The organism is Halomonas halophila (assembly GCF_030406665.1).
GTDB lineage: Bacteria > Pseudomonadota > Gammaproteobacteria > Pseudomonadales > Halomonadaceae > Halomonas > Halomonas halophila.
The window spans coordinates 669,406-693,134 of the sequence record NZ_CP129121.1; the positions used below are offsets into that span (position 1 = coordinate 669,406).

The following is a 23,729-nucleotide window of genomic DNA, read 5'->3' on the forward strand; positions in this document are numbered from 1 at the left end:
GGCTGCACGAGGCGATACGCCGAGGGAGGGAGAGCATCAGCGGGATGAAAAACCCCATGTTGCAGCGCACAAAATCGCCTGCTATGTTGCAATGCAACACGGGCCGTCGCCCGCTGTGCGTCCCTAATCGGAGGTGGAGCATGACCCAGGCAGCGAACGCCAAGACCGGTGAGCAGTTCGAATCCCTCTTCGTGACCCCGATGCGCGCCTATGGCGCCCTCAATCTCGAGACCGCCGAGAAACTGATGGCGACCCAGTTCGGCGCCGCCGAATCGGTGTCCGAGGCGACCCTGGCCCAGGCCCGCGGCTGGCTGTCGGTGAGGAGCGCCGAGGACGTCCAGAAGGCCCTGGACGGGCAGCAGCAGGCCATGCAGTCGCTCGGCGACCGGCTCAAGTCCGACGCCGAGACCCTGCTGAGCCTCGGCCAGGACTACGCCCAGAAATGCCAGACCCTGGCCGAGCAGCAGTTCAAGGCACTCGGCGCGAAGTAACCGACCATCCTCGGCGTCCGGCTGGCCTTGGGGCTGCCGGACGCCGACCGAGCAAGGGGGCCCTGCCGGGCCTTTGGGGCCATCGCCATGCGATGGCCCTTTTTTGTGGCCGAGACGATCAGCCGTGTTCGGTGCCGAGCAGGCGCACGACCTCGTCGTCGCCGACCTGTCCGAAATCGGCGAAGAACTGGCCGACGGCGCCGAAGCTGGCCGGGGCCTCCAGGCAGACCACCTCGTCGGCGAGGGCCTCCAGGCGGACCACGGTCTCGGGCGGGGCGGCGCCCAGGGCGGCGATCAGCCGCGCCGGCCGGCGATGCTTCAGGGTCTCCAGCGCCATGGCCATGGTGGCGCCGGTGGCGCTGCCGTCGTCCACCACCACCACCACGCGCCCCGCCGGATCGATGGGCGCACGAACCGGCGTGTAGCGACGTCGGCGTTCGGCCAGCAGCGCCTGCTGGGTCTCGATCTCGCTGGCGATCTGCCGCTCGTCATAGTGGGCGGCCGTCGGCTCGAGCTGTACGCGTTCCTCCTCGCCCACCGCGCCGATGGCGTACTCCGGATTGCCCGGCGCGCCGAGCTTGCGCACCAGCACCACGTCCAGCTCGCCCTCCAGCGCATCGGCGATCAGTCGCCCCATGGGCACGCCCCCGCGGGGAATGGCGAGGATCAGGGGGCGTTGTTCCTTCAAGGGCGCCAGCCGATGGGCCAGCTGTTCGGCGGCATCCCGACGGTCACGAAACATGGCGGACTCCGCTATCGCCTGCATGGCTTCGAGTCTAGTTCAGTCGACGGGCATTCGCGGCCAAGGTCTGGTTGATTGTATACAGTTTTAGTCGCTATGGTGTCTCTTGATACCGATAATTGTGTATCCAAGTGCCGGCATCAACCTGCCGGTGCGACGCTGACGGCTGAACGCACAACAACACCACACCGAAGGCCGAGACCATGCAGAGCAATACCAACAACACCTCGCTATTCGACTTCCACGGCAGGCCGCGCCTGCTCAAGGCGCTGCCGATCTCCCTGCAGCACGTGCTGGCGATGATCGCCGGCGTCATCACCCCACCGATCATCATCGCCGGCGTGGTCGGCGCCACGCCGGCGGAGAAGCTGCAGCTGATCCAGATCGCGGTGCTGGCCTCCGGGGTCTGCACGCTGTTCCATCTCTACGGGGTGTGGAAGTTCGGCGCCCGGCTGCCGGCGATCTTCGGCGTGGGCTTCGCCTACGTGCCGACGCTGATCGCCGTGGGCGGCCAGTTCGGCATCGAGGGCATCCTCGGCGCCCAGCTGATCGGCGGCATCACCATGATGGTGGTGGGCTACTTCATCCAGTACATCCGCCACCTCTTTCCGCCGGTGGTGGCGGGCACCGTGGTGCTGGTGATCGGGCTGTCGCTGTACGACATCGCCATCCGCTACATCGCCGGCAGCGGCAACGTCGACGCGCCGCAGTTCGGCGAGCTGAAGAACTGGGGCGTGGGCGCTCTGACCCTGGTGACGGTGCTGCTGGCCTCCCAGTTCGGCCGCGGGGTGGTCAAGCTGTCGGCGATCATCGTCGGCATCCTGGTCGGCTACCTGGTCGCGCTGCCGCTGGGCATGGTCGACTTCGGCCCGGTGGCCAGTGCCGCCTGGGTCGCCGTGCCGACGCCGATGCCGTTCGAGATGGAGTTCCACTCCGCCGCCATCGTCTCGCTGGTGGTGATCTGCGTGATCAACTCGGTGCAGACCATCGGCGACCTGTCGGCGACCAGCGTGGCCGGCATGAACCGCGAACTGCGGACCCGAGAGCTGACCGGCGGCCTGCTCGGCAACGGCCTGACCACCGCCGTCAGCGCCTTCTTCGGCGCCCTGCCGACCTCCACCTTCAGCCAGAACGTGGGCATCGTGGCCATGACCAAGGTGATCAGCCGCGCCGTGCTGGCCATCGCCGGCGTCTTCATGCTGCTGGCCGGCTTCAGCCCCAAGTTCGGCGCCCTGATGACCACCATTCCCTATCCGGTGCTGGGCGGCGCCACCATCACAGTGTTCGGGATGATCACCATGACCGGCATCCAACTGCTGACCAAGGACGAGATGTCGGCGCGCAACATGACCATCGTCGGACTGGCCCTGGCGCTCAGCCTGGGCATCGCCGCGGTGCCCTCGGCCATCTCCGAGTTCCCGCAGACCCTGCAGAACGTGATCGGCGGGGCGCCGATCGTGGTCGCGGCGATCACCGCCTTCGTGCTCAACCTGGTGCTGCCGCGTACCACCCTGGCCGACGAGGCCCGGGAGCGTGAGGCCATCGCCGAGGCGGATGCCGCCGCCGAACAGGCCGCCCGTGGCGAGCCTCGGGCGGACGGCGGCCGAGTCGCCTCCGGCGCCGGCGACTGACGTTTTCACTCATCCGCGGGCACGTAAAAGGCGCCGCCGGGATTCCGGCGGCGCCTTTCTGGTGAGGCGGTTGGCAGCGGCGGGGCGCTCAGCCGACCCGTGCCTCCAGCCGGAAGGCGGCGATGCGGTTGATTTGCTCGATGGCGGTGCGGCGCTCCTTGTCGAGGCCGTGCTCGAGGCGCGTCTCGAAGGCGGCCAGGATGGCGTGGCGATCGCTGCCCTTGACCGCCATCACGAAGGGAAAGCCGAAGCGCTGCTTGTAGGCGGCGTTCAGGCGCTCGAAGCGAGCCATCTCCTCCGGCGTGCACTGGTCGAGGCCGGCGCCGGCCTGCTCGCGGGTGGAATCATCGGTGAGATCGCCGGCGATGGCGGCCTTGCCGGCCAGGTCCGGGTGGGCGTGGATCACCTCGAGCTGGCGCTCAGGGTCGGCCTCGTTCAGCACCCGGCCCATGGCCGCGGCCAGGCCCTCGGGGCTGTCCTGCTCGGTGCCCAGGCCGCGCTGCCAGGCCAGCTCGGCCACCCAGGGCGAATGCTCGTAGATGTCGCCGAACTGCTCGACGAAGGCGGCGCGGTCCAGCTGGCTGGGGCGCGGGGAAAGCGTCTTGTGGTTCATGCTCGGGTCTCCGTGATGGACGTCGATGTGGTCCGTCTCAGGGTAGCGATAAAAGTGTATACAATAAAGTGTTTGAAATGTACGCTATCCAAGGCTAGAACTGTTGATAGACGTGATGCCCGCGCCATGGGGCGTCATCACAGGATATACGCCGGCCGGATCGGCGCCCGGTTTCGGGCCCCGAAGGACGACGGCGGCACACCACAACACGCGAGGAGACGACGATGGGCTATCTCACCACCCACGTGCTGGATACCTCCCTGGGCCTGCCGGGCGAGGGCATCCGCATCGAGATCTACCGCCTGACGGGCGGCGAGCGCCAGCGGCTCGGCGAGGTCGTGACCAACGACGACGGCCGCTGCGACGCGCCGCTGCTGGAGGGCGAGGTCTTCGTCGCCGGCGAGTACGAGCTGGTCTTCCATGCCGGCGAGTACCTGGACCGCCGCGGCGTGGCCGCGGACGGGCCGCGCTTCCTCGACGTGATCCCGTTGCGCTTCGGCGTCGCCGATGCCTCGCAGCACTATCACGTGCCGCTGCTGCTCTCGCCGTACAGCTACTCCACGTATAGGGGTAGCTAGGAAACCCGCCTCGCCCCCTCTCCGACCTCAACAACAATCGCACCATTCCAACGAGGCCTGACCGATGGAAGCCTACTTTCTGGACTTCGCCAACCTCCTGCTGAGGTGGCTGCACGTGATCGCCGCCGTGGCCTGGATCGGCGAGTCGATCTACTTCGTGATGCTCGACAACAGCCTGCGCCCGCCCAAGGCGGCGGAGGACCAGCAGAAGGGCGTGTTCGGCGAGATGTGGGCCGTGCACGGCGGTGGCTTCTATCACAACCAGAAGTACGCCAGCGCGCCGGCCAAGCTGCCGGCGGACCTGCACTGGTCGTTCTGGAAGGCCTACACCACCTGGCTGTCGGGCTTCGGGCTGTTCGTGCTGCTCTATATGGCCAACCCCGGCTTCTATCTGGTCAACCCGGGCAGCAGCTGGGAATGGGCCGCCAACCTCACCGGCTGGCAGGCCAACATCGTGGCCCTGGCGTTCCTGCTCGGCGGCTGGGTGGTGTACAACGAGATGTGCAAGCGCATCAGCCCCAACATGGAGCGCGACGGCCTCTTGAGCCTCGGCGTGGCGGTGCTGATGGTCGTGGTCGCCTACCTGAGCAGCCAGATCTTCGCCGGCCGCGCGGCCTTCCTGCTCACCGGCGCGGTGATGGCCACCGCCATGTCGGCCAACGTCTTCTTCTGGATCATCCCCGGCCAGCGTCGCATGGTGAAGGCGATGAAGGCCGGCGAGACGCCCAACCCGCTCGACGGCAAGCGCGGCAAGCAGCGCTCGGTGCACAACACCTACTTCACGCTGCCGGTAGTGCTGCTGATGCTCAGCAACCACTACTCCTTCACCTACACCCATGAGCTGTCCTGGGTGATCATGTCGCTGTTCATCTTCGCCGGCGCCCTGATCCGACAGTTCTTCGTGCTGATGCACGCCGGCCAGACCAGGCCCGCCTATCCCGCGGCCGGGGTGGCGCTGATCCTGGTGGCGGTGTGGATCGGCGCGCCGAGCGGTGCCGGCAATGCCGCGCCGATGGCCGCTGGTGAGACAAATGGCGAGACCGATGGCCGGGCCGTTGCCGCCGAGGAAGCGACCGTCGCTTCCGGCGGCCCCCTGGACGAGATCCACGGCATCATGGAGCGGCGCTGTGCGTCCTGCCACGCCCAGCATCCTACCCATGAGGCCTTCACGGCACCGCCCGCCGGCGTGGCCCTGGAGACCCGGGAGCAGCTGCTGCGCCAGGCCGACCAGGTCAAGCAGGTGGTGGCGAGCGGCTACATGCCGCTGGGCAACCTGACCCAGATGACCGACGAGGAACGCGCCAGCATCGCCGCCTGGACGCCCTGAGCCCGGGCCGGCTCGCGGGATCGACCGCCGCCCGTCGCCGACGGGCGGCGGTCGTCTCGTTGGGGAAAAAGCGTATACAATGTGCGTCATGAGTCGTCAGGAGGTGAGCCATTCATGAGTCAGCGCCAGGTCGATGCCGAGCGCAAGCCGGCCTCGGGGAGCGGGCGTCCCGGCAAGAACGGTGACGGCGCCGAGCGCCACGAGGCGATCCATCGCTCGATCAGCGATGCGATCATCGAGCACCGTCTCAAGCCGGGGGCGCGGCTGCGCGAGGACGCCCTGTCGGAGGTCTTCGGCATCAGCCGCACCGGCATCCGCAAGATCCTGCAGCGTCTGGCCCTGGAACAGCTGGTCACCCTCACCCCGCGGCGCGGGGCCAGCGTGACCCGGCCCACCGCCGAGGAGGCCAAGGACGTCTTCGATGCGCGGCAAATGGTCGAGTGCGGGCTGATGCCCGAGGTCGCCCGGCGCATCACCGCCGCCGATCTGGAGCGGCTGCGCGACATGGAGCGCGAGGAGCGCCAGGCCCTGAAGGCCGGCGAACAGAGCAGCGCGATCAAGCTTTCCGCGGCCTTCCATGGCGAGCTGGCGCGGCTCTCCGGCAACGACACCCTGGCGACCTTCGTCGAGCAGCTTTGTTCGCGCTCCTCGCTGATCCTCGCCGTCTACGGCAACGCCGGCCACCTGGGCTGCGAGTCCCACGACCACGATGCCCTGCTGCGCTACCTGGAGCAGGGCGATGGCGAGCGTGCCCGTGCCTTCATGAGCCGCCACCTCAAGGCCATCGAGGCCTCGCTGTCGATCCACGAGCCCGCGGACGAGGCCCCGGATCTCTACGAGATCTTCTCCGGCTGAGTCACCGTCCTTTCGACGTCCCGAATCCGACGCCCTGAAATGCCTGCGCCCCGGCCACTGTCTGTCACAGGGGCCGGGGCGCGTGCGTTGCGGCGGCGACCGGGTCGCCGCTGATCAGGCGGGTTGAGCGGCCGGCAGGCGCTGGCCGCGCATCAGCAGGAAGTAGAGGAGCCCGCCGAGCCCGGCGCCGAGCAGCCAGGCATAGCCGCCCAAGGCCTCCAGCGCCGGCACCCACACCGAGGCAATCGAGAACAGCGCGGCCAGGGCGAAGGCGGCGATGGCGCGCTTGTTCCAGCCCTTCACGTAGTGATAGGCGCCGTCCGGAGCGCTGGAGAACATGTCCTGCAGGTCCAGGCGTTGGCGCTTCACCACGTAGTAGTCGACCACGATGATGCCGTAGAAGGGCGCGACGACGGCTCCCAGGGCGTTGACGAATCCGGCGACGCCGATATCGCTGATCAAGGACACCCACAGCGCGCCGACGAAGAAGGCGATGATGGCGGTGATCAGGCCGCCGAGGCGGAAGCTGACCTTGCTCGGGAAGAGGTTGGCCAGGTCATAGGCCGGCGGAATGAAGTTGGCGACCAGGTTGATGCCCACGGTGGCGGCGAAGAAGGTCAGGGCGGCGACGATGGTCAGCGGCAGCGAGTCGACCCGCTCGATGATGTCCGAGGGATTGGTCAGCGTCTCGCCGAACAGCACCAGGGTGCCGGCGGTGATGATCAGGGCGATGAAGGAGAAGAAGGCCACGTTGAGCGGCAGGCCCACCAGGTTGCCGAGCTTCATCTCGCGCTCGCTCTTCACGAAGCGGGTGAAGTCACCGAAGTTGATCACCACCGCGGCGAAGTAGGCGATCATGGTGCCGGTGATGGCCAGGAAGGCGCCGATCGCACTGCCGTGATAGTCGCTCTGGCCCTCGAAGATGCTGCCGACCGCGGGCAGCAGCTCGTCGCCGGCCTTGACCCAGACGACGATCATCAGCGCCACCATCACCACGTAGACCAGCGGCCCGGCCCAGTTCAGGAAGTGCTTGATGCGCTCGATGCCGGCCCAGAACATCGCCATCTGGAAGGCCCACACGATCACGAACGACAGCCAGCCCAGCGCCGACATGCCGAGGAACTGGCCACCCGGATCGCCGAACAGCGACGTCAGCAGCAGTTTCATGGCGGTGGAGGCGAAGTAGGTCTGCACGCCGTACCAGAAGATGCCGATCACGGCGCGCAGCATGGCCGGCAGGTTGGCGCCGTGCACGCCCATGCTGGCACGGATCATCACCGGAAAGGGCACGCCGTACTTGACGCTGGGCTTGCCGGTCAGGTTGACCAGCCCCATCACCACCACGCCGGCGAGGATGATCGCCGCCATCACCGCCCAGCCATTGAGGCCGTAGGAGATGAACAGCGAGGCCGCCAGGGTGTAGCCGAACAGGCTCTGGATGTCGTTCGACCAGACGTTGAAGATCTCGAACCAGCCCCAGTTTCGATCGCGCTTCTTGATCGGGGCCAGGTCGTCGTTATAGAGGCGCGGATCAATGCGCCGGATTTCCAGCTCTTTGTCGGTCAGGTCCGTCATGGGATGGCCTTGGTCTCTTGTTTTGAATGACGACGATGAAAAACGGCCCGCCCCGAAGGAGAGGGCTGCGTGCCCGGGCGTGCCGCCCGGGCGCGAGGATCAGTCGCGGAAGCGCTGGCAGGGGCCCCAGTGCTTCATCAGCAGGAAGTAGGTCAGTCCGGCGGGAATCAGGCTGGCGTACCAGGACACGGTGGAGACGCTGAAGGCCGCGATCACGCCCACCGCGGTGGCGATCAGCGCCGCATGGTTGACGCCACGATAGGGGCCCTCGGCGTCGTAGAGCTTGCCGAGGTCCAGGGTGCGGCGACGGATCAGGTAGTAGTCCACCACCAGCACCGCGAAGATCGGGCCCAGGAAGGCGGAGTAGGTCTGCACGAAGATCTGCAGGCCGGTCGCGGATTCGTCCTTGACCAGTTCCCAGGGGAAGGTGGCGAAGGCCAGCAGGCCGACGATCACGGTGGCGGTGCGATACTTCAGCTTGAAGGCGTCCATCAGCACGTAGGTCGGCGGCACCACGTTGTTGAGCACGTTGGTGGTGACCTGGGCGAAGGCGATGAACAGCAGCGTGGTCATCAGCAGCGGGGTGTTGTCCACGGCGTTGGCGAACACCTTGATGGGGTCGGCGACGCCGGTGGCCTCGGAGACCATGTAGCCGATCAGGCCCATGAACAGGGTGCAGGGCAGGATCGACATGGCGTAGAGGGTGGTCAGCAGCCCCGGGCCGCTGCCTTCCTTGTGCTCGCGGGAATAGTCGCTGACGTTGAGCATCATGGTGCTGTAGATGCCCAGGAACAGCATGGTGGCGCCCCAGAAGGGCATGCCCCAGGAGCCTTCCATGGTCAGCATGCTGGCCGAGAGCTCGTCGCCGTAGCGTTGCACGGTGCTGTAGAACATGTAGACCAGCGAGGCCAGGATGAAGGCGCTGCCGATGTTCTCCAGCCACTTGATGCCCTGGAAGCCCAGCACCGAGAGGCCGATCTGCAGGAACTGGAAGGCGATGAAGAAGAAGATCAGGTTGTCGAAGCCGAACAGGGTCGCCGAGACCATGTTCAGGGCGCCGGCGCCGATCCAGCTCTGGAAGCCGTACCAGACGATGGCCGGCACGGCCCGCACCAGCCCCGGCAGGCGGGTGCCGGAGAAGCCGAAGGCGCTGCGCGCCTGGACCATGAACGGAATGCCGTACTTGTAGCCGGCGGCGCCGTTCAGCGCCAGGGCGATGCCGATCACGAAACAGCCGATGGCGATCGCCAGGGTGGCCTGGAGCAGGTTCAGCGTGCCGACCACGCTGGAGCCCATGGTGAAGGTACCGATCGAGACGCAGCCGCCGAACCAGGCCAGCAGGTAGGAGGTGCGTCCCATGATGCGGGTCTGCTGCGGGGCCAGTGACTCGTGGCCGGCCCCCTTGGTGTGATGGGCGGAATCGTCCGTGTTGGAGCGTGAAGTCGAGAGGCTCATGGTGGGATCCTCGCTAAGGGTGCCGTGATTGTGGTTATTGTCCGCACGGGGCGGTGGTGGGCGCCGCCAGTCGGCGCCGGGGCTCAGCGTGTCTCGTCGTTGCCCGATGCTTCATGGTCCGAGAAGTGGGCGTAGCGGCCGATGAAGGGCTTGGGCCGCGGGAAGGCCAGGTCGCCGACCTTGCTGGTGCCCAGTCCCAGGCCGACCAGCGCCTCGGTCAGCTTGACCGCCGCGGTCACGCCCTCGACCACCGGCAGGCCCACGGCCTCGGCGATCTCGTCAGTGAGATCGGCCATGCCGCCGCAGCCCAGCACCAGGGCGCCGATGCCGTCCTCGTCGCGGGCGCGGCGGCCTTCCTCGATGATCCGTGTCAGTGCCGCATCGCCGTCGTCTTCCAGGTCGAGCACCGGGATCTCGGCGGCGCGGACCCGACGGCAGTGGTGGCGGAATCCATACTGCTCGAGCAGGTGCTCGGCGATGATGCCGGTGCGGCCCAGGGTGGTGACCACCGAGAAGCGGGTGCTGATCAGGGTGGCCATGTGGAAGGCCGCCTCGGCGATGCCGATCACAGGGGCCCGGGTCAGCTCGCGGGCGGCCAGCAGGCCGGGGTCGCCGAAGCAGGCGATGATGTAGGCGTCCACGCCATCGCGTTCGCCCGCCGCGACTTCCTCGAGCACGCCCGTGGCGCTGATCGCCTCGTCGAAGTGGCTCTCGATGGAAACCGGGCCATGGGCCGGCTGGGTGGCGCTGATGAGGGTGCCGGGGGAGGCGATGGCCTGGGCGGCGTGGCCGATGGTGTCGGTCATGCCGCGGGTGGTATTGGGGTTGATGACGCGAATCTGCATGGGATCTCCGGCTTTGATTATCTTTGTGAACAAGGGAGATTTTCTTTGTACACAAAATAGGCCCAATCCCCGTCGGAAATCAAGGTGCCTCCGGAACCGGTGGAATGCTTTATTACCCCTTGATAAACAGTATCTTGGGAATATTCCAAGAACACCATTGTGTCGTCATTTATTGTATACATTCTTTGGTCTTCAGAATTTGAGGTGATCGGATGTCCATCGAGGTCATCACCCGTCGGATATCGCTTCATGTGCCACCAGGGCGAGATAGCTGCTCCGGTCATCGGTTGGAAGGGCGGCGTCGGGTGGGGATTGGCAATCCGGATGTTTTTGTATACAAAATAGAGGGCGAGCCGTGAGGGCTGATCGCGTGCCGTCGCCATGGCGGCCGGAAGTATTGTCTCGGATCCCGGAGAACGCCGGGGCGCACCGAGGACGGCGCAGGCTGCTTGCAAGCAAGGTGAGCACACCCTAGAATTTAATTGTATACACTTGTTGTTCATCATGGCGCTCCGAGGCGCAAGGGCCGTCGGCAACGACGGCGACAAAGGCGATTTACAACAACCACCTACAACAACAAGGAGGCGTCGCCATGACCGCGACACGCGACTATCCCCGTGACCTGATCGGCTACGGCCGCACTCCGCCCGAGGCCAAATGGCCCGGCAAGGCGCGCATCGCCGTGCAGTTCGTCCTCAACTACGAGGAGGGCGGCGAGAACTGCGTGCTTCACGGCGACGAAGGCTCCGAGCAGTTCCTCTCCGAGATCATCGGCGCCGATGCCTATCCGGACCGCCACCTGAGCATGGAGTCGATCTATGAATACGGCTCCCGGGCCGGCGTATGGCGCATCCTGCGCGAGTTCGAGCGCCGTGGCCTGCCGCTGACCGTGTTCGGCGTGGCCATGGCGCTGGAGCGCAACCCCGAGGTGGCGCAGGCGTTCAAGGAGCTGGGCCACGAGATCGCCTGCCACGGCTATCGCTGGATCCACTACCAGAACGTGCCGGAAAGCGTCGAGCGCGAGCACATGCGCCGTGCCATCGAGATCTTCCAGTCGCTCTACGGCGAGAAGCCGCTGGGCTGGTACACCGGCCGCGACAGCCCCAACACCCGGCGCCTGGTGCTCGACGAGGGCAGCTTCCTCTACGACAGCGACTACTACGGCGACGACCTGCCGTTCTGGACCCGCGAGGCCGACAGCCAGGGCCGCGAGCACAGCCATCTGGTGGTGCCCTACACCCTGGACACCAACGACATGCGCTTCGCCGCGCCGCAGGGCTTCAACACCGCGGATCACTTCTTCACCTATCTGCGCGACGCCTTCGACGTGCTCTACGCGGAAGGCGAGGACACGCCGAAGATGCTGTCGGTGGGCATGCACTGCCGGCTGCTCGGCCGCCCCGGTCGCTTCCGCGCCCTGCAGCGCTTCCTCGACCACATCGAGGCCCACGATCGTGTCTGGGTCACCCGTCGGGTGGACATCGCCCGCCACTGGGCCGAGCATCATCCGGCCAGCTGAGCCATCCGAGGCGTGCCGGGGCCGGCGACATCTCGCCCGCCCTGGTTCGCGTTCCCGCAGGAGAGAACCGCATGCTCGAACTCGAAGCCCGTCCCCTGACGCCCGAGGCCTTCGCCCCGTTCGGCGAGGTGATCGACACCCGGACGTCCGACTACTTCCCCATCAACGCCGGCCGCACCCGCCGCTATCACGACCTCGCGAAGGTCGAGACGCTGGGCGAGCAGGCGCGCACGCTGATCAGCATCTTCGTCAGCCAGCCCGTCACGGTGCCGCTGGAGCTCGCCTTCCTGGAGCGTCATCCCCAGGGCAGCCAGGCCTTCATGCCGCTGCATGAGGAGCGCTTTATCGTGGTCGTCGCCCCGCCCGGCGATGCCATCGACCCCGCCGAGGTGCGCGCCTTCGTCACCGACGGCCGCCAGGGCGTCAACTACGCGGCCGGCACCTGGCACGCCATCCAGTCGGTGCTGGAGCGCGAGGGCGAGTTCCTGGTCGTCGACCGGGGCGGCGAGGGCAACAACTGCGACGAGCACCCCATCGACATCCGCGTGACCCTGCCGTAAGGCCGCCGCGCCGATCCCGGAACAAGACACCAGATCAGAAGAGGACATCTCATGAGCCAGCGCCAGCACTCTCGTCAGTACTATGCTCCCCAGGGCGGCCATCCGGGCCAGAAGGTGATGACCACCGACCGCGCCATGTTCACCGAGGCCTTCGCGGTGATTCCCAAGGGCGTCTACCGCGACATCGTCGCCAGCAAGCTGCCGCACTGGGAGAACACTCGGCTGTGGGTGCTGTCGCGTCCGCTGTCCGGCTTCGCCGAGACCTTCTCCCAGTACATCATGGAGGTCTCGCCCGGCGGCGGCAGCGAGCGCCCCGAGACCGACCCGGGCGCCGAGGGCGTGCTGTTCGTGGTGGAAGGCGAGATGACCCTGACCCTGGCCGGCGAGCAGCACCGCATGGAGCCGGGCGGCTATGCCTTCATCCCGCCGGGCGCCGACTGGCAGCTGCGCAACGAGTCCGATGCCCCGGTGCGCTTCCACTGGATCCGCAAGGCCTACGAATTCGTCGACGGCGTCGAGGTGCCGGAGCCCTTCGTCACCAACGAGAACGACATCGAGCCGTCGGTGATGCCGGACTGCAACGAGGTGTGGGCCACCACCCGCTTCGTCGACCAGGACGACCTGCGCCACGACATGCACGTCAACATCGTCAGCTTCCAGCCCGGCGGTGTGATCCCCTTCGACGAGACCCACGTCATGGAGCACGGTCTCTACGTGCTCGAGGGCAAGGCGGTCTATCACCTGAATCAGCAGTGGGTCGAGGTCGAGGCCGGCGACTACATGTGGCTGCGCGCCTTCTGCCCGCAGGCCTGCTACGCGGGCGGCCCGGGGCCCTTCCGCTACCTGCTGTACAAGGACGTGAACCGGCATATGGCGCTGCCGTACAGCAAGCGCCGCTGATCCCCACGATCGGCCCGGCACGCCACGGTATGACGACACCCGCCTTCTGGCGGGTGTCGTCGTCTGGGGCCGGGCGCGGTCCGGTATACGAGGCATCATCTTCATCGGCCTTCGACCGTTATCGCGAATCGGTGACCCGGCGCGATTGTTGTCAACAATCCTTCTGTCTTGTTTGTTTTTATATGTATGAAATTAAAGGTATTTTTTTGCCTATATAAAATTCTGGAAAAAATTTCCATAAGTCGTTGACGGGGTGCCGGCGGCGAGCCTAGTCTCTGTATACAGAAATATTTTCCAGAAAACATAACAACGCCACTGGAGGATCTCGTCATGGCTCGCATGACCGCCGCGGAAGCCGCCGTTCACGTGCTCAGGAAGGAAGGCATCGATGTTGCCTTCGGCCTGCCTGGCGCCGCCATCAACCCCTTCTATGCCGCCATGCGCACGGTCGGCGGCGTGGACCACGTGCTGGCCCGCCACGTCGAGGGCGCCTCGCACATGGCCGAGGGCTACACCCGTGCCCGGCCCGGCAACGTCGGCGTGTGCATCGGCACGTCCGGCCCGGCCGGCACCGACATGATCACCGGCCTCTACTCGGCTTCCGCCGATTCCATCCCGATCCTGTGCATCACCGGCCAGGCGCCGGTGAGCAAGCTGCACAAGGAAGACTTCCAGGCCGTCGACATCCAGGCCATCGCCGGCCCGGTGACCAAGTGGGCCACCACCGTGCGCGAGGCGGCCCAGGTGCCGCGCGCCTTCCAGCAGGCGTTCCAGCTGATGCGCAGCGGGCGGCCCGGCCCGGTGCTGCTCGACCTGCCGATCGACGTGCAGATGACCGAGATCGAGTTCGATCCCGACACCTACGAGCCGCTGCCGGCCTACAAGCCGACCGCCAGCCGCGCCCAGATCGAGAAGGCGCTGGCCATGCTCAACGAGGCCGAGCGGCCGCTGCTGGTCGCCGGGGGCGGGATCATCAACGCCGACGCCAGCGAGCTGCTGACCGAATTCGCCGAGCTGACCGGGGTGCCGGTCATCCCGACCCTGATGGGCTGGGGCACCATCCCCGACGACCATCCGCTGATGGCGGGAATGGCCGGCCTGCAGACCTCGCACCGCTACGGCAACGCGACCCTGCTCGAGTCCGACTTCGTGATGGGCATCGGCAACCGCTGGGCCAACCGTCACACCGGTAATCTCGAGACCTACACCGAGGGCCGCACCTTCGTTCACGTGGACATCGAGCCGACCCAGATCGGGCGTATCTTCGGCCCCGACTACGGCATCGTCTCCGACGCCAGATCGGCGCTCGAACGCCTCATCGAGGTGGCCCGGGAGTGGCAGGCCGAGGGCCGGCTGAAGGACCGCAGCGCCTGGGCCGAGTCCTGCCAGGAACGCAAGCGCACCCTGCTGCGCAAGACCCACTTCGACGAGGTGCCGGTCAAGCCGCAGCGGGTCTACGAGGAGATGAACAAGGCCTTCGGCAAGAACACCCGCTACGTCAGCACCATCGGCCTGTCGCAGATCGCCGGCGCCCAGTTCCTGCACGTCTACCGGCCGCGTCACTGGATCAACTGCGGCCAGGCGGGCCCGCTGGGCTGGACCATTCCGGCCGCGCTCGGGGTGCGTCGGGCGGATCCCGAGGCCGAGATCGTCGCGCTGTCGGGCGACTATGATTTCCAGTTCATGGTCGAGGAGCTGGCCGTGGGCGCGCAGTTCAACCTGCCCTACATCCACGTGCTGGTGAACAACTCCTACCTGGGGCTGATCCGCCAGGCCCAGCGCGGCTTCGAGATGGACTACCAGGTGCAGCTGTCGTTCGAGAACATCAACTGCCCCGAGATCAACGGCTATGGGGTGGACCACGTCTCCGTGGTCGAGGGCCTGGGCTGCAAGGCGATCCGCGTCACCGAGCCCGGCCGGATCGGCGAGGCCTTCGCCGAGGCCCGCGATCTGATGAAGCAGTACCGGGTGCCGGTGGTGGTCGAGGTGATCCTCGAGCGGGTGACCAACATCGCCATGGGCACCGACCTGACCGGCATCAACGAGTTCGAGGCGCTGGCCGAGAACGTCGCCGACGCCCCGAGCTCGATCGCTGCGCTTCGCTGAGCACGGTCGTCGCCCGGCCATCGGTGGGGACCGGTGGCCGGATGGCGGGACAAGTACGCTGACCCACACCACAAGACACAGGGAGATTCACATGGCCAAGTTCGCCGCCAATCTCAGCATGCTGTTCACCGAGGTTGACTTCCTCGACCGCTTCAAGGCCGCCGCGGACGCGGGCTTCAAGGGCGTCGAGTACCTCTTCCCCTACGACTTCGAGGCCGCCGAGATCAAGAAGCGCCTCGACGACAACGGCCTGACCCAGGTGCTGTTCAACCTGCCAGCCGGCGACTGGGGCGCCGGCGAGCGCGGCATCGCCTGTCACCCGGATCGCGTCGAGGAGTTCCGCGAAGGCGTCGACCGCGCCATCGAGTATGCCAAGGTGCTCGGCAACACCCAGGTCAACTGCCTGGCCGGCATCCAGCCGCAGGGCGTGAGCCTGGAGCAGGCGCGTCGGACGCTGGTCGACAACCTGCGCTTCGCCGCCGGGAAGCTCGAGGCCGCCGGCATCCTGCTGGTCGCCGAGCCGATCAACACCCGCGACATCCCGGGCTTCTTCCTCAACCGCACCGAGCAGGCCCTGGCGATCTTCGACGAGGTCGGCAGCGACAACCTGAAGCTGCAGTACGACATCTATCACATGCAGATCATGGAAGGGGACCTGGCGCCGACCATCGAGGCGAACATCGACCGCATCGCCCACGTGCAGCTGGCCGACAACCCGGGCCGCCACGAGCCGGGCACCGGCGAAATCCATTACCCCTTCCTGTTCGCCCATCTCGACCGCCTGGGCTATCAGGGCTGGATCGGCGCCGAGTACAAGCCGGCCGGAAGCACTCAGGAAGGGCTGGGCTGGCTGGATGCGGCTAGAGGTTGAGGGCGTCGTGCCGATGCCGGGATGAGCTTTCCCGGTGCCAAGACGTCGCGAGGGCGCTGTGAACCCTTCCCTGGGCGCTACCGACGCCCTGCGGCGCTCATGCATCCTGCGCCGCTTGCAGGGCCGGTGCTGGCCATCCATGGCCAGCCCGTTCGGAGGAAGCCTCCTCACCCCTGGCGTAGGACCCTCGCTTTGTCTTGCCCCCGGCGCTCATCAGCTGGTGGCGTGGCCGGGGCCTGCCCCAATGAAAACCCGGCAGCGGTGCTGCCTTCGAGATCACGACGACAACAGAGACAAACGGGAGACGCATCATGAGCAAGATCGGTTTTATCGGACTGGGCATCATGGGCCGTCCCATGGCGGGCCACCTGCTGGACGCCGGCCATGAGCTGACCACCGTCAAGCGCGGCCCCCTGGACGAGACCCTGGCCGGCCAGGGCATGCATGAGCTCGAGAATCCCAAAGCGGTCGCCGAGGCCTCCGAGGTGATCATCACCATCGTCCCGGACACCCCGGACGTCGAGCAGGTGCTGTTCGGCGAGGGCGGCGTCATCGAGGGGCTGAAGCCCGGCACCCTGGTGATCGACATGAGCTCGATCGCCCCGCTGGCCACCCAGGAATTCGCCAGGCGCATCCACGAGGCCGGCGGCGAGTACGTCGACGCCCCGGTCTCCGGCGGTGAGGGCGGCGCCATCAACGCCGCCCTGACCATCATGGTCGGCGCCACCCCGGAAGGCTTCACCCGCGCCGAGCCGCTGCTCGAGGTGATGGGCAAGACCATCACCCATATCGGCGGCCACGGCGCCGGCCAGACCTGCAAGGTGGCCAACCAGATCGTCGTCGCCCTGACCATCGAGGCGGTCTCCGAGGGCCTGCTGTTCGCCTCCAAGGCCGGGGCCGACGTGGCCAAGGTCCGCGAGTCGCTGCTCGGCGGCCTGGCCCAGTCGAAGATCCTCGACGTGCATGGCCAGCGCATGATCGACCGCACCTTCGATCCCGGCTTCAAGATCAAGCTGCACCAGAAGGACCTCAACCTGGCGCTGGAAGGCGCGCGCAGCCTCGACCTCGCGCTGCCCGGCACCGCCAACGCCCAGCAGCTGTTCCAGGCCTGCGTCGCCTACGGCGGCGCCGACTGGGACCACGCCGGCATCGCCCGCGCCCTGGAGGCGCTGGCCGACCACGAGATCGGCAGTCAGTGATGCCATGCCAGCGCGGCCCGGCGTCACACGGCGCCGAGCCACGATGGAGGATGGGGAGGTGACTGCTCCCTGAAGGCAGGCGTCGGGTCGTCGTCTGCCGGGGCCGTCGCTTGACGGCTCCTTGCCCGGTGGCGAGTCTTCCCCTATGGACCCCTGGCTCGTCACCGGGCCCTTTTGCCAAGGAGACCCCTGAATGAATGCCCCTTCCCCGCGGACTGTTTCCCCGGAAGCCTTCGGCGAGCGCCCCGAGGCGGCGCGCGCCTGGCTCGAGCGGCTCGGCGAGATCGCCGTCTCGGCCGTGCACCCCGACACCCTGCTGCCCGACCGGCTGCCCGAGCCGCCGGCCGGCCGCACCCTGGTGGTTGGCGCCGGCAAGGCGGCGGCGGCCATGGCTGCCGCCCTGGAGCGCGCCTGGGACGCCCATCAGCCCGAGGCGCCGCTTTCCGGCCTGGTGGTGACCCGCTACGGTCATGGCCCCCAGCCGTCGGATTCCAAGGAACAGGACGCGCCGGGAGGGGGCGACGCCGATCGCCGCATCGAGATCCTCGAGGCCTCGCACCCGATGCCCGACGACCTGAGCGAGAAGGCCGCCCGCCGCATGCTCGAGGCCGTGGACGGCCTCGGCGAGGACGATCTGGTCATCGCGCTGATCTCCGGCGGCGGCTCGGCGCTGATGACCCTGCCGGCGGCCGGCGTGAGCCTGGCCGAGAAGCAGGCCATCAACAAGGCGCTGCTGAGAAGCGGCGCTCCCATCGGCGAGATCAACACCGTGCGTCGCCACCTGTCGGCGATCAAGGGCGGCCGCCTGGCCGCCGCCGCCCATCCGGCCCGGGTGCTGACCTGGCTGATCTCCGACGTGCCCGGCGACGAGGCCTCGCTGATCGCCTCCGGGCCGACGCTGCCCGACGCCTCCACCCCCGACGAGGCGCTGGCGATCCTGGAACGGCGCGGCATCGAGGTCTCCGCCGCGGTGCGCCGGCAGCTGGAGGCCAACCACGAGGCGCCGCGGCCGGACGATCCGGGCTTCGCCCGCGATGAGAGCGAGATCCTGGCCCGCGCCCGGGACGCTCTGGCGGCCGGCCGGGCCGCCGCCGAGGCCGACGCGGTCGAGGTGCGCCTGCTCGGCGACGACCTCGAGGGCGAGGCCCGCGAGCTCGGCCGCGAGCACGCCCGCATGGCCCTCGAGGCCCAGACCGGGCTCGAGCGGCCGCTGCTGATCCTGTCCGGCGGCGAGACCAGCGTGACGGTGGCCGGCGACGGCCGCGGCGGGCGCAACGTCGAGTACCTGCTGGGGCTGTTCACGGCCCTCGAGGGCGCCGCCGGCATTCATGCCCTGGCCATCGACACCGACGGCATCGACGGCTCCGAGGACAACGCCGGGGCGATCGTCGGGCCGGGCTGCTGGGCGCGCATGGGCGAGCTCGGTCTCGACGCCGACGCCTATCTGTCACGCAACGATGCCTACTCGTTCTTCGAGGCGCTGGACGACCTGATCGTGACCGGGCCCACGCGCACCAACGTCAACGACTTTCGTGCCATCCTGGTACTGCCGAGGAATTCATGACGACACTGCCGCCCCATGCCCCGATCCACGAGCCGATCCGCCGCACCAAGATCGTCGCCACCCTCGGCCCCGCCAGCGACCGTGAGGGCGTGCTGGAGCAGATGATCGCCGCCGGCGTCGACGTGGTGCGCCTCAACTTCTCCCACGGCGCCGCCGACGACCATCGCCGCCGCTTGAGTGCGGTGCGCGAGATCGCCGCCCGCCAGGGCCGAAGCGTCGCCGCCCTCGGCGACCTGCAGGGGCCGAAGATCCGCATCGCCCGCTTCAGCGAGGGCAAGGTCGTGCTGGAGGAAGGCGCGCCCTTCGTCATCGACGTGGCCCTCGACGGCCAGACCGGCGATGCCACCCGCGTCGGCTGCGACTACGAAGCGCTGGCCGACGACGTGACCGCCGGCGACCGCCTGCTGCTCGACGACGGCCGGGTGGTGCTCGACGTCGAACGCGTCGACGGCAGCGCCATCCACACCATCGTGGCGGTGGGCGGCGAGCTGTCCAACAACAAGGGCATCAACAAGCAGGGCGGCGGCCTCTCCGCCCCGGCGCTGACCGACAAGGACAAGGCCGACCTGGAGACCGCCATGGCCATCGGCGTCGACTATCTCGCCGTGTCCTTCCCGCGCAGCGCCGCCGATATGCAGGAAGCCAGAACCCTCCTGGGAGACGCAGGTCGGGAGATCGGCCTGGTGGCCAAGCTCGAGCGCGCCGAGGCGGTGGCCGACGACGCCACCCTCGACGGCATCATCGAGGCCAGCGAGGCGGTGATGGTGGCCCGCGGCGATCTCGGCGTGGAGATCGGCGACGAGGCGCTGATCGGCACCCAGAAGCGCATCATCAAGCATGCCCGCAGCCTCAACCGCGCGGTGATCACCGCCACCCAGATGATGGAATCGATGATCGACTCGCCCTTGCCGACCCGAGCCGAGGTGTTCGACGTGGCCAACGCCGTGCTCGACGCCACCGACGCGGTGATGCTCTCCGCCGAGACCGCCGCCGGCGACTTCCCGGTGGAGACCGTGGAGGCCATGGCCCGGGTGTGCCTGGGCGCCGAGCGCGAGCGCATCGCCCAGTCCTCCGGCCACCGCATTCACGAAGGCTTCGAGCGCATCGACGAGACCATCGCGCTGTCGGCGATGTACGCCGCCAACCATCTCACCGGCGTGGCCGCCATCGCCTGCATGACCTCCACCGGCTATACGCCGCTGATTGCCTCGCGCATCCGCTCCGGGCTGCCGATCGTCGGGCTGGCGCACAATCCGGTCGCCCAGCGGCGTATGGCGCTGTATCGCGGGGTGATCTCGCTGCCCTTCGATACCAGCGAGATGGACGCCGCCGAGCTCAACGACCGTGCCATGGCGCTGCTGGTGGGGCAGGGCGTGGCCGAGCCGGGCGATCACGTGATCCTCACCCGCGGCGATCACATGAACGCCCACGGCGGCACCAATACCCTCAAGATCCTCGACGTCAACGAGCGCCATCGCGCCGGTTAGTGCGAAAACGCCGATGGTGAACCGGTGATCGTGGCTTCGCCTGATATCGCCCCGACCGTTGCCGACGGTCGGGGCATTTTCTGTATACAATGCCGGGATGCGATACAGTCACTCATCCGCCCACACGCGACAGTCCGCGCGGACGATCAGGAGACCCACGTCATGAGCCAAGCCTGGCACGAGGAGTTGCAGGCCGACGTCAAGAGCGGTGCCCGCGTCGGCGACCGCGATATCGCCGACAAGGTGCGCCGAGCGGTGCTGATGCAGCGGCTACCGCCGGGCACCAAGCTGCCCGAAGTGACCCTGGGCGAGGTGTTCGGCGTCAGCCGCTCGGTGGTACGCAAGGCGCTGACCCGACTGGCCTCGGAGCACGTCGTCGACCAGCGCCCCAATCAGGTGGCGCGGGTGCGGGCGCCGAGCATCGAGGAGACCCGCGAGACCTTCGCCGCCCGGCGCCTGGTGGAAGGCGAGGTGGTCGCCCTGCTGGCCGGCACGCTTTCCGCCGAGACGCTGGACGCGCTCAGGATCCAGGCGAACGAGGAGACCGAGGCCCATCGCCGCGGCGACGAGCCGGCGCGCATCGAGCACTCGCTGAACCTGCATCACCTGCTGGCCGAGCACTCGCCCAACCGGGTGCTGGGCGGCATGCTCACCGACCTGGTGCTGCGCACCTCCATCGTGGTGGCGCTCTACAAGCGTTCCGGGCTTTCGTCCTGCTATCAGGAGGCCCAGCACGAGCGGCTGGTCGAACTGCTGGCCGCGGGCGAGGCGGAAGCCGCCCGCGGCGCGATCCACGATCACCTGCTCGGACTGGAAAACCTGCTGGACCTGAGCCCGCGGGAATCGAGCATCGACCTGAAGTCCATCCTGGGCCAGTCACCCGCGATCTGAAATCGTTCGCCGTCGACGTTTCAGACGTCGCCCCCGGCATTCCCAGACGACACCGCCGCGCCTCTTGTCGAGAGACGCGGCGGTGTCGTTTTGCGTCGAGGGCCCTGCCGGCGGCGGGGCGGGTGGCGTCAGGCGCGGGAGGCCGCCTCGGCGCCGGCCTGGGCGCGACGCTCGCGGAAGGCGATCAGGAACAGCACCAGCACCGCCAGGGCGAAGGCCGCCGGGAACAGCCAGATGCCCTGCCAGTCGTGGCCGCCCTCGGCCAGCGCGTAGTGGTCGGTGACCTGGCCGGCGATCCAGAAGCCGATCAGCATGCCGACGCCGTAGGTGGCCAGAGTGATCATGCCCTGGGCGGCGCTCTTGAACTGCTCGCCGGCCTTGGAATCGGTGTAGATCTGCCCGGTGACGAAGAAGAAGTCGTAGCAGATGCCGTGCAGCGCGATGCCCAGCAGCAGCAGGTAGAGCTGCCCCTCGGCGTCGCCGAAGGCGAACATCGCGTAGCGCAGCGCCCAGGCCAGCATGCCGATCAGCAGCGTCTTCTTGATGCCGAAGCGGCCGATGAACAGCGGCAGCAGCAGCATGAACAGCACCTCGGAGGCCTGTCCCAGGGTCATCTTGCCGGTGGGATTGGCCACGCCGACCTCGGCCAGGAAGGGGTTGGCGTTCTGGTAGTAGAAGGCCAGCGGAATGCAGATCAGCACCGAGGCGGCGAAGAAGATCGCGTAGTTGCGGTCCTTCAGCAGCGACAGGGCATCCAGGCCGAGCACCTCGCGCAGGCCGACCCGACTGCTGGCCTTGGGCGGGGTGGCGGGCAGGGTGAAGCTGTACACGCCCAGCGCCAGAGAGGCGATCGCGCCCATCAGGAAGGTGTTGCGCAGCAGGCCCTCGCCGATGCCGGCGGCGGAGTCCCAGGCGAACACGTAGCTGATGCCGAGGCCGGCGACGATCCAGCCGAGGGTGCCCCACACGCGGATGCGGGCGAACTCGGTGGCCGGGTCGCGCAGCTGGTGGAACGAGACCGAGTTCACCAGCGCCAGGGTCGGCATGTAGAGGATCATGTAGGCCAGCACCAGCGGATAGAAGGCCGCGAAGTCCTCGGCCAGGTAGAGCCCGACCATCAGCGCCGCGCCCAGCAGGTGCAGCACCCCGAGCAGGCGCTCGGCGTGGAAGTAGCGGTCGGCGATCAGGCCGATGATGAAGGGCGCGATGATCGCCCCCCAGGACTGGGTGGCGAAGGCCATCCCGATCTGGCCGCCGCTGGCCTCCAGATTACTGGCCAGGAAGGTGCCCAGGGTGACGAACCAGCCGCCCCAGATGAAGAACTGCAGGAACATCATCAGGCTCAGGCGTGAGCGTAGCAGTGACATGGCGTTTTCCTTCTCGTGAGGCTTGTTGTTGTGGGGCGCGTTCTTGTGAGGCTCGTTGGCGCGGCTCTGTCGGGGCGGCGCGCTAGCGCGCCAGCCCCAGGATGCGGCGATTGCGGGCCGGGCTGGTGTCCTGGCCGGCGAAGTCGTCGAAGGCGCGGCCGGCGCGGGTGATCAGGTGCTCGGCGATGAAGGGCGCGCCCTCGGCGGCGCCCTGGGCGGCGTCCTTCAGGCAGCACTCCCATTCGAGCACCGCCCAGCCGTCGTAGCCGTACTGGGTCAGGCGGCTGAAGATGTCCTTGAAGTCGACCTGGCCGTCGCCCAGCGAGCGGAAGCGCCCGGGACGATCGACCCAGCCCTGATAGCCGCCGTAGACGCCGCTGCGCGCGTCGGGAGTGAACTCGGCGTCCTTGACGTGGAACATGCCGATGCGTTCGTGGTAGCGGTCGATGAAGCCCAGGTAGTCGAGCTGTTGCAGCAGCAGGTGGCTCGGGTCGTAGAGGATCCTGGCCCGCGGATGATGATCCACCGCCTCGAGGAAGCGCTCGAAGGAGGCGCCGTCGTGCAGGTCCTCGCCGGGATGGATCTCGTAGCACAGGTCGACCCCGGCCTCCTCGAAGGCGTCGAGGATCGGCCGCCAGCGCCGGCCGAGCTCGGCGAAGCCTTCCTCGACCAGTCCGGCGGGGCGCTGCGGCCAGGGATAGAAGAACGGCCACAGCAGGGCGCCGGAGAAGGTGGCGTGGGCCTTGAGCCCGAGCCGCTGGCTGGCCTTCGCCGCCAGCTTGAGCTGGGCGGTGGCCCACTCGGTGCGGGCCTCGGGATCGCCGTGCAGCTCGGCCGGGGCGAAGCCGTCGAACAGCTCGTCGAAGGCCGGATGGACCGCCACCAGCTGACCCTGCAGATGGGTGGAGAGCTCGCTGATCTCGACGCCGGCCGCGGCGCAGCGGGCCTTGAGCTCGTCGCAGTATGGCTGGCTCTCGGCGGCGCGCTCGAGGTCGATGAAGCGCGGGTCATGGGTCGGCAGCTGGATGCCGCGGTAGCCCTGGTCGGCGGCCCAGCGGGCGATGGCGTCGAGGCCGTCGAAGGGCGCCTCGTCGCCGATGAACTGGGCCAGGAAGATCGCCGGGCCGCGGATGCCGGAAGACGTGTCGCTCAT

Annotated in this window: 21 protein-coding genes; 14 read left to right on the forward strand and 7 right to left on the reverse strand. The window is 67.8% G+C overall.

Features of this window, described 5'->3' with window-relative positions:
* Positions 1 to 140 precede the first annotated feature (140 nt).
* The gene (locus QWG60_RS03085) at positions 141 to 491 is read left to right on the forward strand and encodes a phasin family protein (RefSeq protein ID WP_046079398.1); all 351 of its coding nucleotides are present in this window, start codon (positions 141 to 143) and stop codon (positions 489 to 491) included.
* 118 nt (positions 492 to 609) lie between these two features.
* On the opposite strand, the gene QWG60_RS03090 is transcribed toward QWG60_RS03085, so the two are convergent.
* Complete coding sequence (locus tag QWG60_RS03090) at positions 610 to 1,233, reverse strand: phosphoribosyltransferase (protein WP_146907597.1); 624 nt, start codon at positions 1,231 to 1,233, stop codon at positions 610 to 612.
* 203 nt (positions 1,234 to 1,436) lie between these two features.
* Here QWG60_RS03090 and QWG60_RS03095 point away from each other — a divergent pair, with 203 nt between their 5' ends.
* Entirely contained in the window at positions 1,437 to 2,864 is a 1,428-nt protein-coding gene (locus QWG60_RS03095) for a uracil-xanthine permease family protein (protein WP_107181252.1), read from the forward strand.
* A gap of 88 nt (positions 2,865 to 2,952) precedes the next feature.
* On the opposite strand, the gene uraD is transcribed toward QWG60_RS03095, so the two are convergent.
* Positions 2,953 to 3,477, reverse strand: coding sequence for a 2-oxo-4-hydroxy-4-carboxy-5-ureidoimidazoline decarboxylase (uraD, locus tag QWG60_RS03100; RefSeq protein WP_146907595.1), 525 nt, complete (start codon positions 3,475 to 3,477; stop codon positions 2,953 to 2,955).
* Between the two features lie 224 nt (positions 3,478 to 3,701).
* Between uraD and uraH the strand changes: the two genes are divergently transcribed.
* From uraH to QWG60_RS03115, 3 genes are all read left to right on the forward strand, one after another.
* Positions 3,702 to 4,055, forward strand: a complete 354-nt coding sequence (uraH, locus tag QWG60_RS03105) for a hydroxyisourate hydrolase (RefSeq protein WP_046079394.1) — start codon at positions 3,702 to 3,704, stop codon at positions 4,053 to 4,055.
* A 64-nt stretch (positions 4,056 to 4,119) separates the two neighbouring features.
* Positions 4,120 to 5,382 (forward strand): urate hydroxylase PuuD, encoded by a 1,263-nt coding sequence (locus tag QWG60_RS03110; protein ID WP_146907593.1) that lies wholly within the window; start codon positions 4,120 to 4,122, stop codon positions 5,380 to 5,382.
* 114 nt (positions 5,383 to 5,496) lie between these two features.
* Entirely contained in the window at positions 5,497 to 6,237 is a 741-nt protein-coding gene (locus tag QWG60_RS03115; RefSeq protein ID WP_046079393.1) for a GntR family transcriptional regulator, read from the forward strand.
* 114 nt (positions 6,238 to 6,351) lie between these two features.
* Here QWG60_RS03115 and QWG60_RS03120 read toward each other — a convergent pair whose 3' ends face one another.
* The 3 genes from QWG60_RS03120 to QWG60_RS03130 all read right to left on the reverse strand — a co-directional run bounded on the left by QWG60_RS03120 (position 6,352) and on the right by QWG60_RS03130 (position 10,112).
* A complete protein-coding gene (locus QWG60_RS03120) occupies positions 6,352 to 7,812 on the reverse strand; it encodes an NCS1 family nucleobase:cation symporter-1 (RefSeq protein ID WP_046079392.1) in 1,461 nt (486 codons plus the stop codon).
* Between the two features lie 99 nt (positions 7,813 to 7,911).
* The gene (locus QWG60_RS03125; protein ID WP_046079391.1) at positions 7,912 to 9,267 is read right to left on the reverse strand and encodes an NCS1 family transporter; all 1,356 of its coding nucleotides are present in this window, start codon (positions 9,265 to 9,267) and stop codon (positions 7,912 to 7,914) included.
* 83 nt (positions 9,268 to 9,350) lie between these two features.
* Entirely contained in the window at positions 9,351 to 10,112 is a 762-nt protein-coding gene (locus tag QWG60_RS03130; RefSeq protein ID WP_046079390.1) for an aspartate/glutamate racemase family protein, read from the reverse strand.
* A 592-nt stretch (positions 10,113 to 10,704) separates the two neighbouring features.
* Between QWG60_RS03130 and puuE the strand changes: the two genes are divergently transcribed.
* From puuE to QWG60_RS03175, 9 genes are all read left to right on the forward strand, one after another.
* Complete coding sequence (gene puuE / locus QWG60_RS03135; RefSeq protein WP_046079389.1) at positions 10,705 to 11,631, forward strand: allantoinase PuuE; 927 nt, start codon at positions 10,705 to 10,707, stop codon at positions 11,629 to 11,631.
* 71 nt (positions 11,632 to 11,702) lie between these two features.
* Positions 11,703 to 12,191, forward strand: a complete 489-nt coding sequence (locus QWG60_RS03140; RefSeq protein ID WP_046079388.1) for an ureidoglycolate lyase — start codon at positions 11,703 to 11,705, stop codon at positions 12,189 to 12,191.
* 51 nt (positions 12,192 to 12,242) lie between these two features.
* Positions 12,243 to 13,091, forward strand: a complete 849-nt coding sequence (locus tag QWG60_RS03145) for a bifunctional allantoicase/(S)-ureidoglycine aminohydrolase (protein WP_046079387.1) — start codon at positions 12,243 to 12,245, stop codon at positions 13,089 to 13,091.
* 330 nt (positions 13,092 to 13,421) lie between these two features.
* Positions 13,422 to 15,197 carry a glyoxylate carboligase gene (gene gcl, locus QWG60_RS03150; protein ID WP_107181247.1) on the forward strand — a complete coding sequence of 592 codons (1,776 nt, stop codon included), beginning with the start codon at positions 13,422 to 13,424 and terminating at the stop codon, positions 15,195 to 15,197.
* Positions 15,198 to 15,288: 91 nt separating this feature from the next.
* Positions 15,289 to 16,068 carry a hydroxypyruvate isomerase gene (gene hyi / locus QWG60_RS03155; RefSeq protein ID WP_146907590.1) on the forward strand — a complete coding sequence of 260 codons (780 nt, stop codon included), beginning with the start codon at positions 15,289 to 15,291 and terminating at the stop codon, positions 16,066 to 16,068.
* Between the two features lie 311 nt (positions 16,069 to 16,379).
* Positions 16,380 to 17,267, forward strand: a complete 888-nt coding sequence (locus QWG60_RS03160) for a 2-hydroxy-3-oxopropionate reductase (protein ID WP_146907588.1) — start codon at positions 16,380 to 16,382, stop codon at positions 17,265 to 17,267.
* Positions 17,268 to 17,460: 193 nt separating this feature from the next.
* Complete coding sequence (locus tag QWG60_RS03165; RefSeq protein ID WP_146907586.1) at positions 17,461 to 18,831, forward strand: glycerate kinase type-2 family protein; 1,371 nt, start codon at positions 17,461 to 17,463, stop codon at positions 18,829 to 18,831.
* Positions 18,828 to 20,318: a pyruvate kinase gene (gene pyk / locus QWG60_RS03170; protein WP_290130917.1), complete on the forward strand. Its 1,491-nt coding sequence runs from the start codon at positions 18,828 to 18,830 to the stop codon at positions 20,316 to 20,318. Before QWG60_RS03165 ends, pyk begins: the two co-directional genes overlap by 4 nt.
* Before the next feature lie 162 nt (positions 20,319 to 20,480).
* Positions 20,481 to 21,209: a GntR family transcriptional regulator gene (locus tag QWG60_RS03175; protein WP_046079327.1), complete on the forward strand. Its 729-nt coding sequence runs from the start codon at positions 20,481 to 20,483 to the stop codon at positions 21,207 to 21,209.
* 128 nt (positions 21,210 to 21,337) lie between these two features.
* Here QWG60_RS03175 and QWG60_RS03180 read toward each other — a convergent pair whose 3' ends face one another.
* Together QWG60_RS03180 and QWG60_RS03185 are read right to left on the reverse strand one after the other, a co-directional pair.
* Positions 21,338 to 22,576 (reverse strand): nucleoside permease, encoded by a 1,239-nt coding sequence (locus tag QWG60_RS03180; RefSeq protein WP_046079326.1) that lies wholly within the window; start codon positions 22,574 to 22,576, stop codon positions 21,338 to 21,340.
* Between the two features lie 82 nt (positions 22,577 to 22,658).
* Positions 22,659 to 23,729, reverse strand: coding sequence for a sugar phosphate isomerase/epimerase family protein (locus QWG60_RS03185; RefSeq protein ID WP_146907775.1), 1,071 nt, complete (start codon positions 23,727 to 23,729; stop codon positions 22,659 to 22,661).

Coding starts and splice junctions, on each gene's coding strand:
- QWG60_RS03085 (WP_046079398.1), top strand. CDS start 141: ATGACCCAGGCAGCGAACGCCAAGACCGGTGAGCAGTTCGAATCCCTC.
- QWG60_RS03090 (WP_146907597.1), bottom strand. CDS start 1,233: ATGTTTCGTGACCGTCGGGATGCCGCCGAACAGCTGGCCCATCGGCTG.
- QWG60_RS03095 (WP_107181252.1), top strand. CDS start 1,437: ATGCAGAGCAATACCAACAACACCTCGCTATTCGACTTCCACGGCAGG.
- uraD (WP_146907595.1), bottom strand. CDS start 3,477: ATGAACCACAAGACGCTTTCCCCGCGCCCCAGCCAGCTGGACCGCGCC.
- uraH (WP_046079394.1), top strand. CDS start 3,702: ATGGGCTATCTCACCACCCACGTGCTGGATACCTCCCTGGGCCTGCCG.
- QWG60_RS03110 (WP_146907593.1), top strand. CDS start 4,120: ATGGAAGCCTACTTTCTGGACTTCGCCAACCTCCTGCTGAGGTGGCTG.
- QWG60_RS03115 (WP_046079393.1), top strand. CDS start 5,497: ATGAGTCAGCGCCAGGTCGATGCCGAGCGCAAGCCGGCCTCGGGGAGC.
- QWG60_RS03120 (WP_046079392.1), bottom strand. CDS start 7,812: ATGACGGACCTGACCGACAAAGAGCTGGAAATCCGGCGCATTGATCCG.
- QWG60_RS03125 (WP_046079391.1), bottom strand. CDS start 9,267: ATGAGCCTCTCGACTTCACGCTCCAACACGGACGATTCCGCCCATCAC.
- QWG60_RS03130 (WP_046079390.1), bottom strand. CDS start 10,112: ATGCAGATTCGCGTCATCAACCCCAATACCACCCGCGGCATGACCGAC.
- puuE (WP_046079389.1), top strand. CDS start 10,705: ATGACCGCGACACGCGACTATCCCCGTGACCTGATCGGCTACGGCCGC.
- QWG60_RS03140 (WP_046079388.1), top strand. CDS start 11,703: ATGCTCGAACTCGAAGCCCGTCCCCTGACGCCCGAGGCCTTCGCCCCG.
- QWG60_RS03145 (WP_046079387.1), top strand. CDS start 12,243: ATGAGCCAGCGCCAGCACTCTCGTCAGTACTATGCTCCCCAGGGCGGC.
- gcl (WP_107181247.1), top strand. CDS start 13,422: ATGGCTCGCATGACCGCCGCGGAAGCCGCCGTTCACGTGCTCAGGAAG.
- hyi (WP_146907590.1), top strand. CDS start 15,289: ATGGCCAAGTTCGCCGCCAATCTCAGCATGCTGTTCACCGAGGTTGAC.
- QWG60_RS03160 (WP_146907588.1), top strand. CDS start 16,380: ATGAGCAAGATCGGTTTTATCGGACTGGGCATCATGGGCCGTCCCATG.
- QWG60_RS03165 (WP_146907586.1), top strand. CDS start 17,461: ATGAATGCCCCTTCCCCGCGGACTGTTTCCCCGGAAGCCTTCGGCGAG.
- pyk (WP_290130917.1), top strand. CDS start 18,828: ATGACGACACTGCCGCCCCATGCCCCGATCCACGAGCCGATCCGCCGC.
- QWG60_RS03175 (WP_046079327.1), top strand. CDS start 20,481: ATGAGCCAAGCCTGGCACGAGGAGTTGCAGGCCGACGTCAAGAGCGGT.
- QWG60_RS03180 (WP_046079326.1), bottom strand. CDS start 22,576: ATGTCACTGCTACGCTCACGCCTGAGCCTGATGATGTTCCTGCAGTTC.
- QWG60_RS03185 (WP_146907775.1), bottom strand. CDS start 23,729: ATGAGCGACACGTCTTCCGGCATCCGCGGCCCGGCGATCTTCCTGGCC.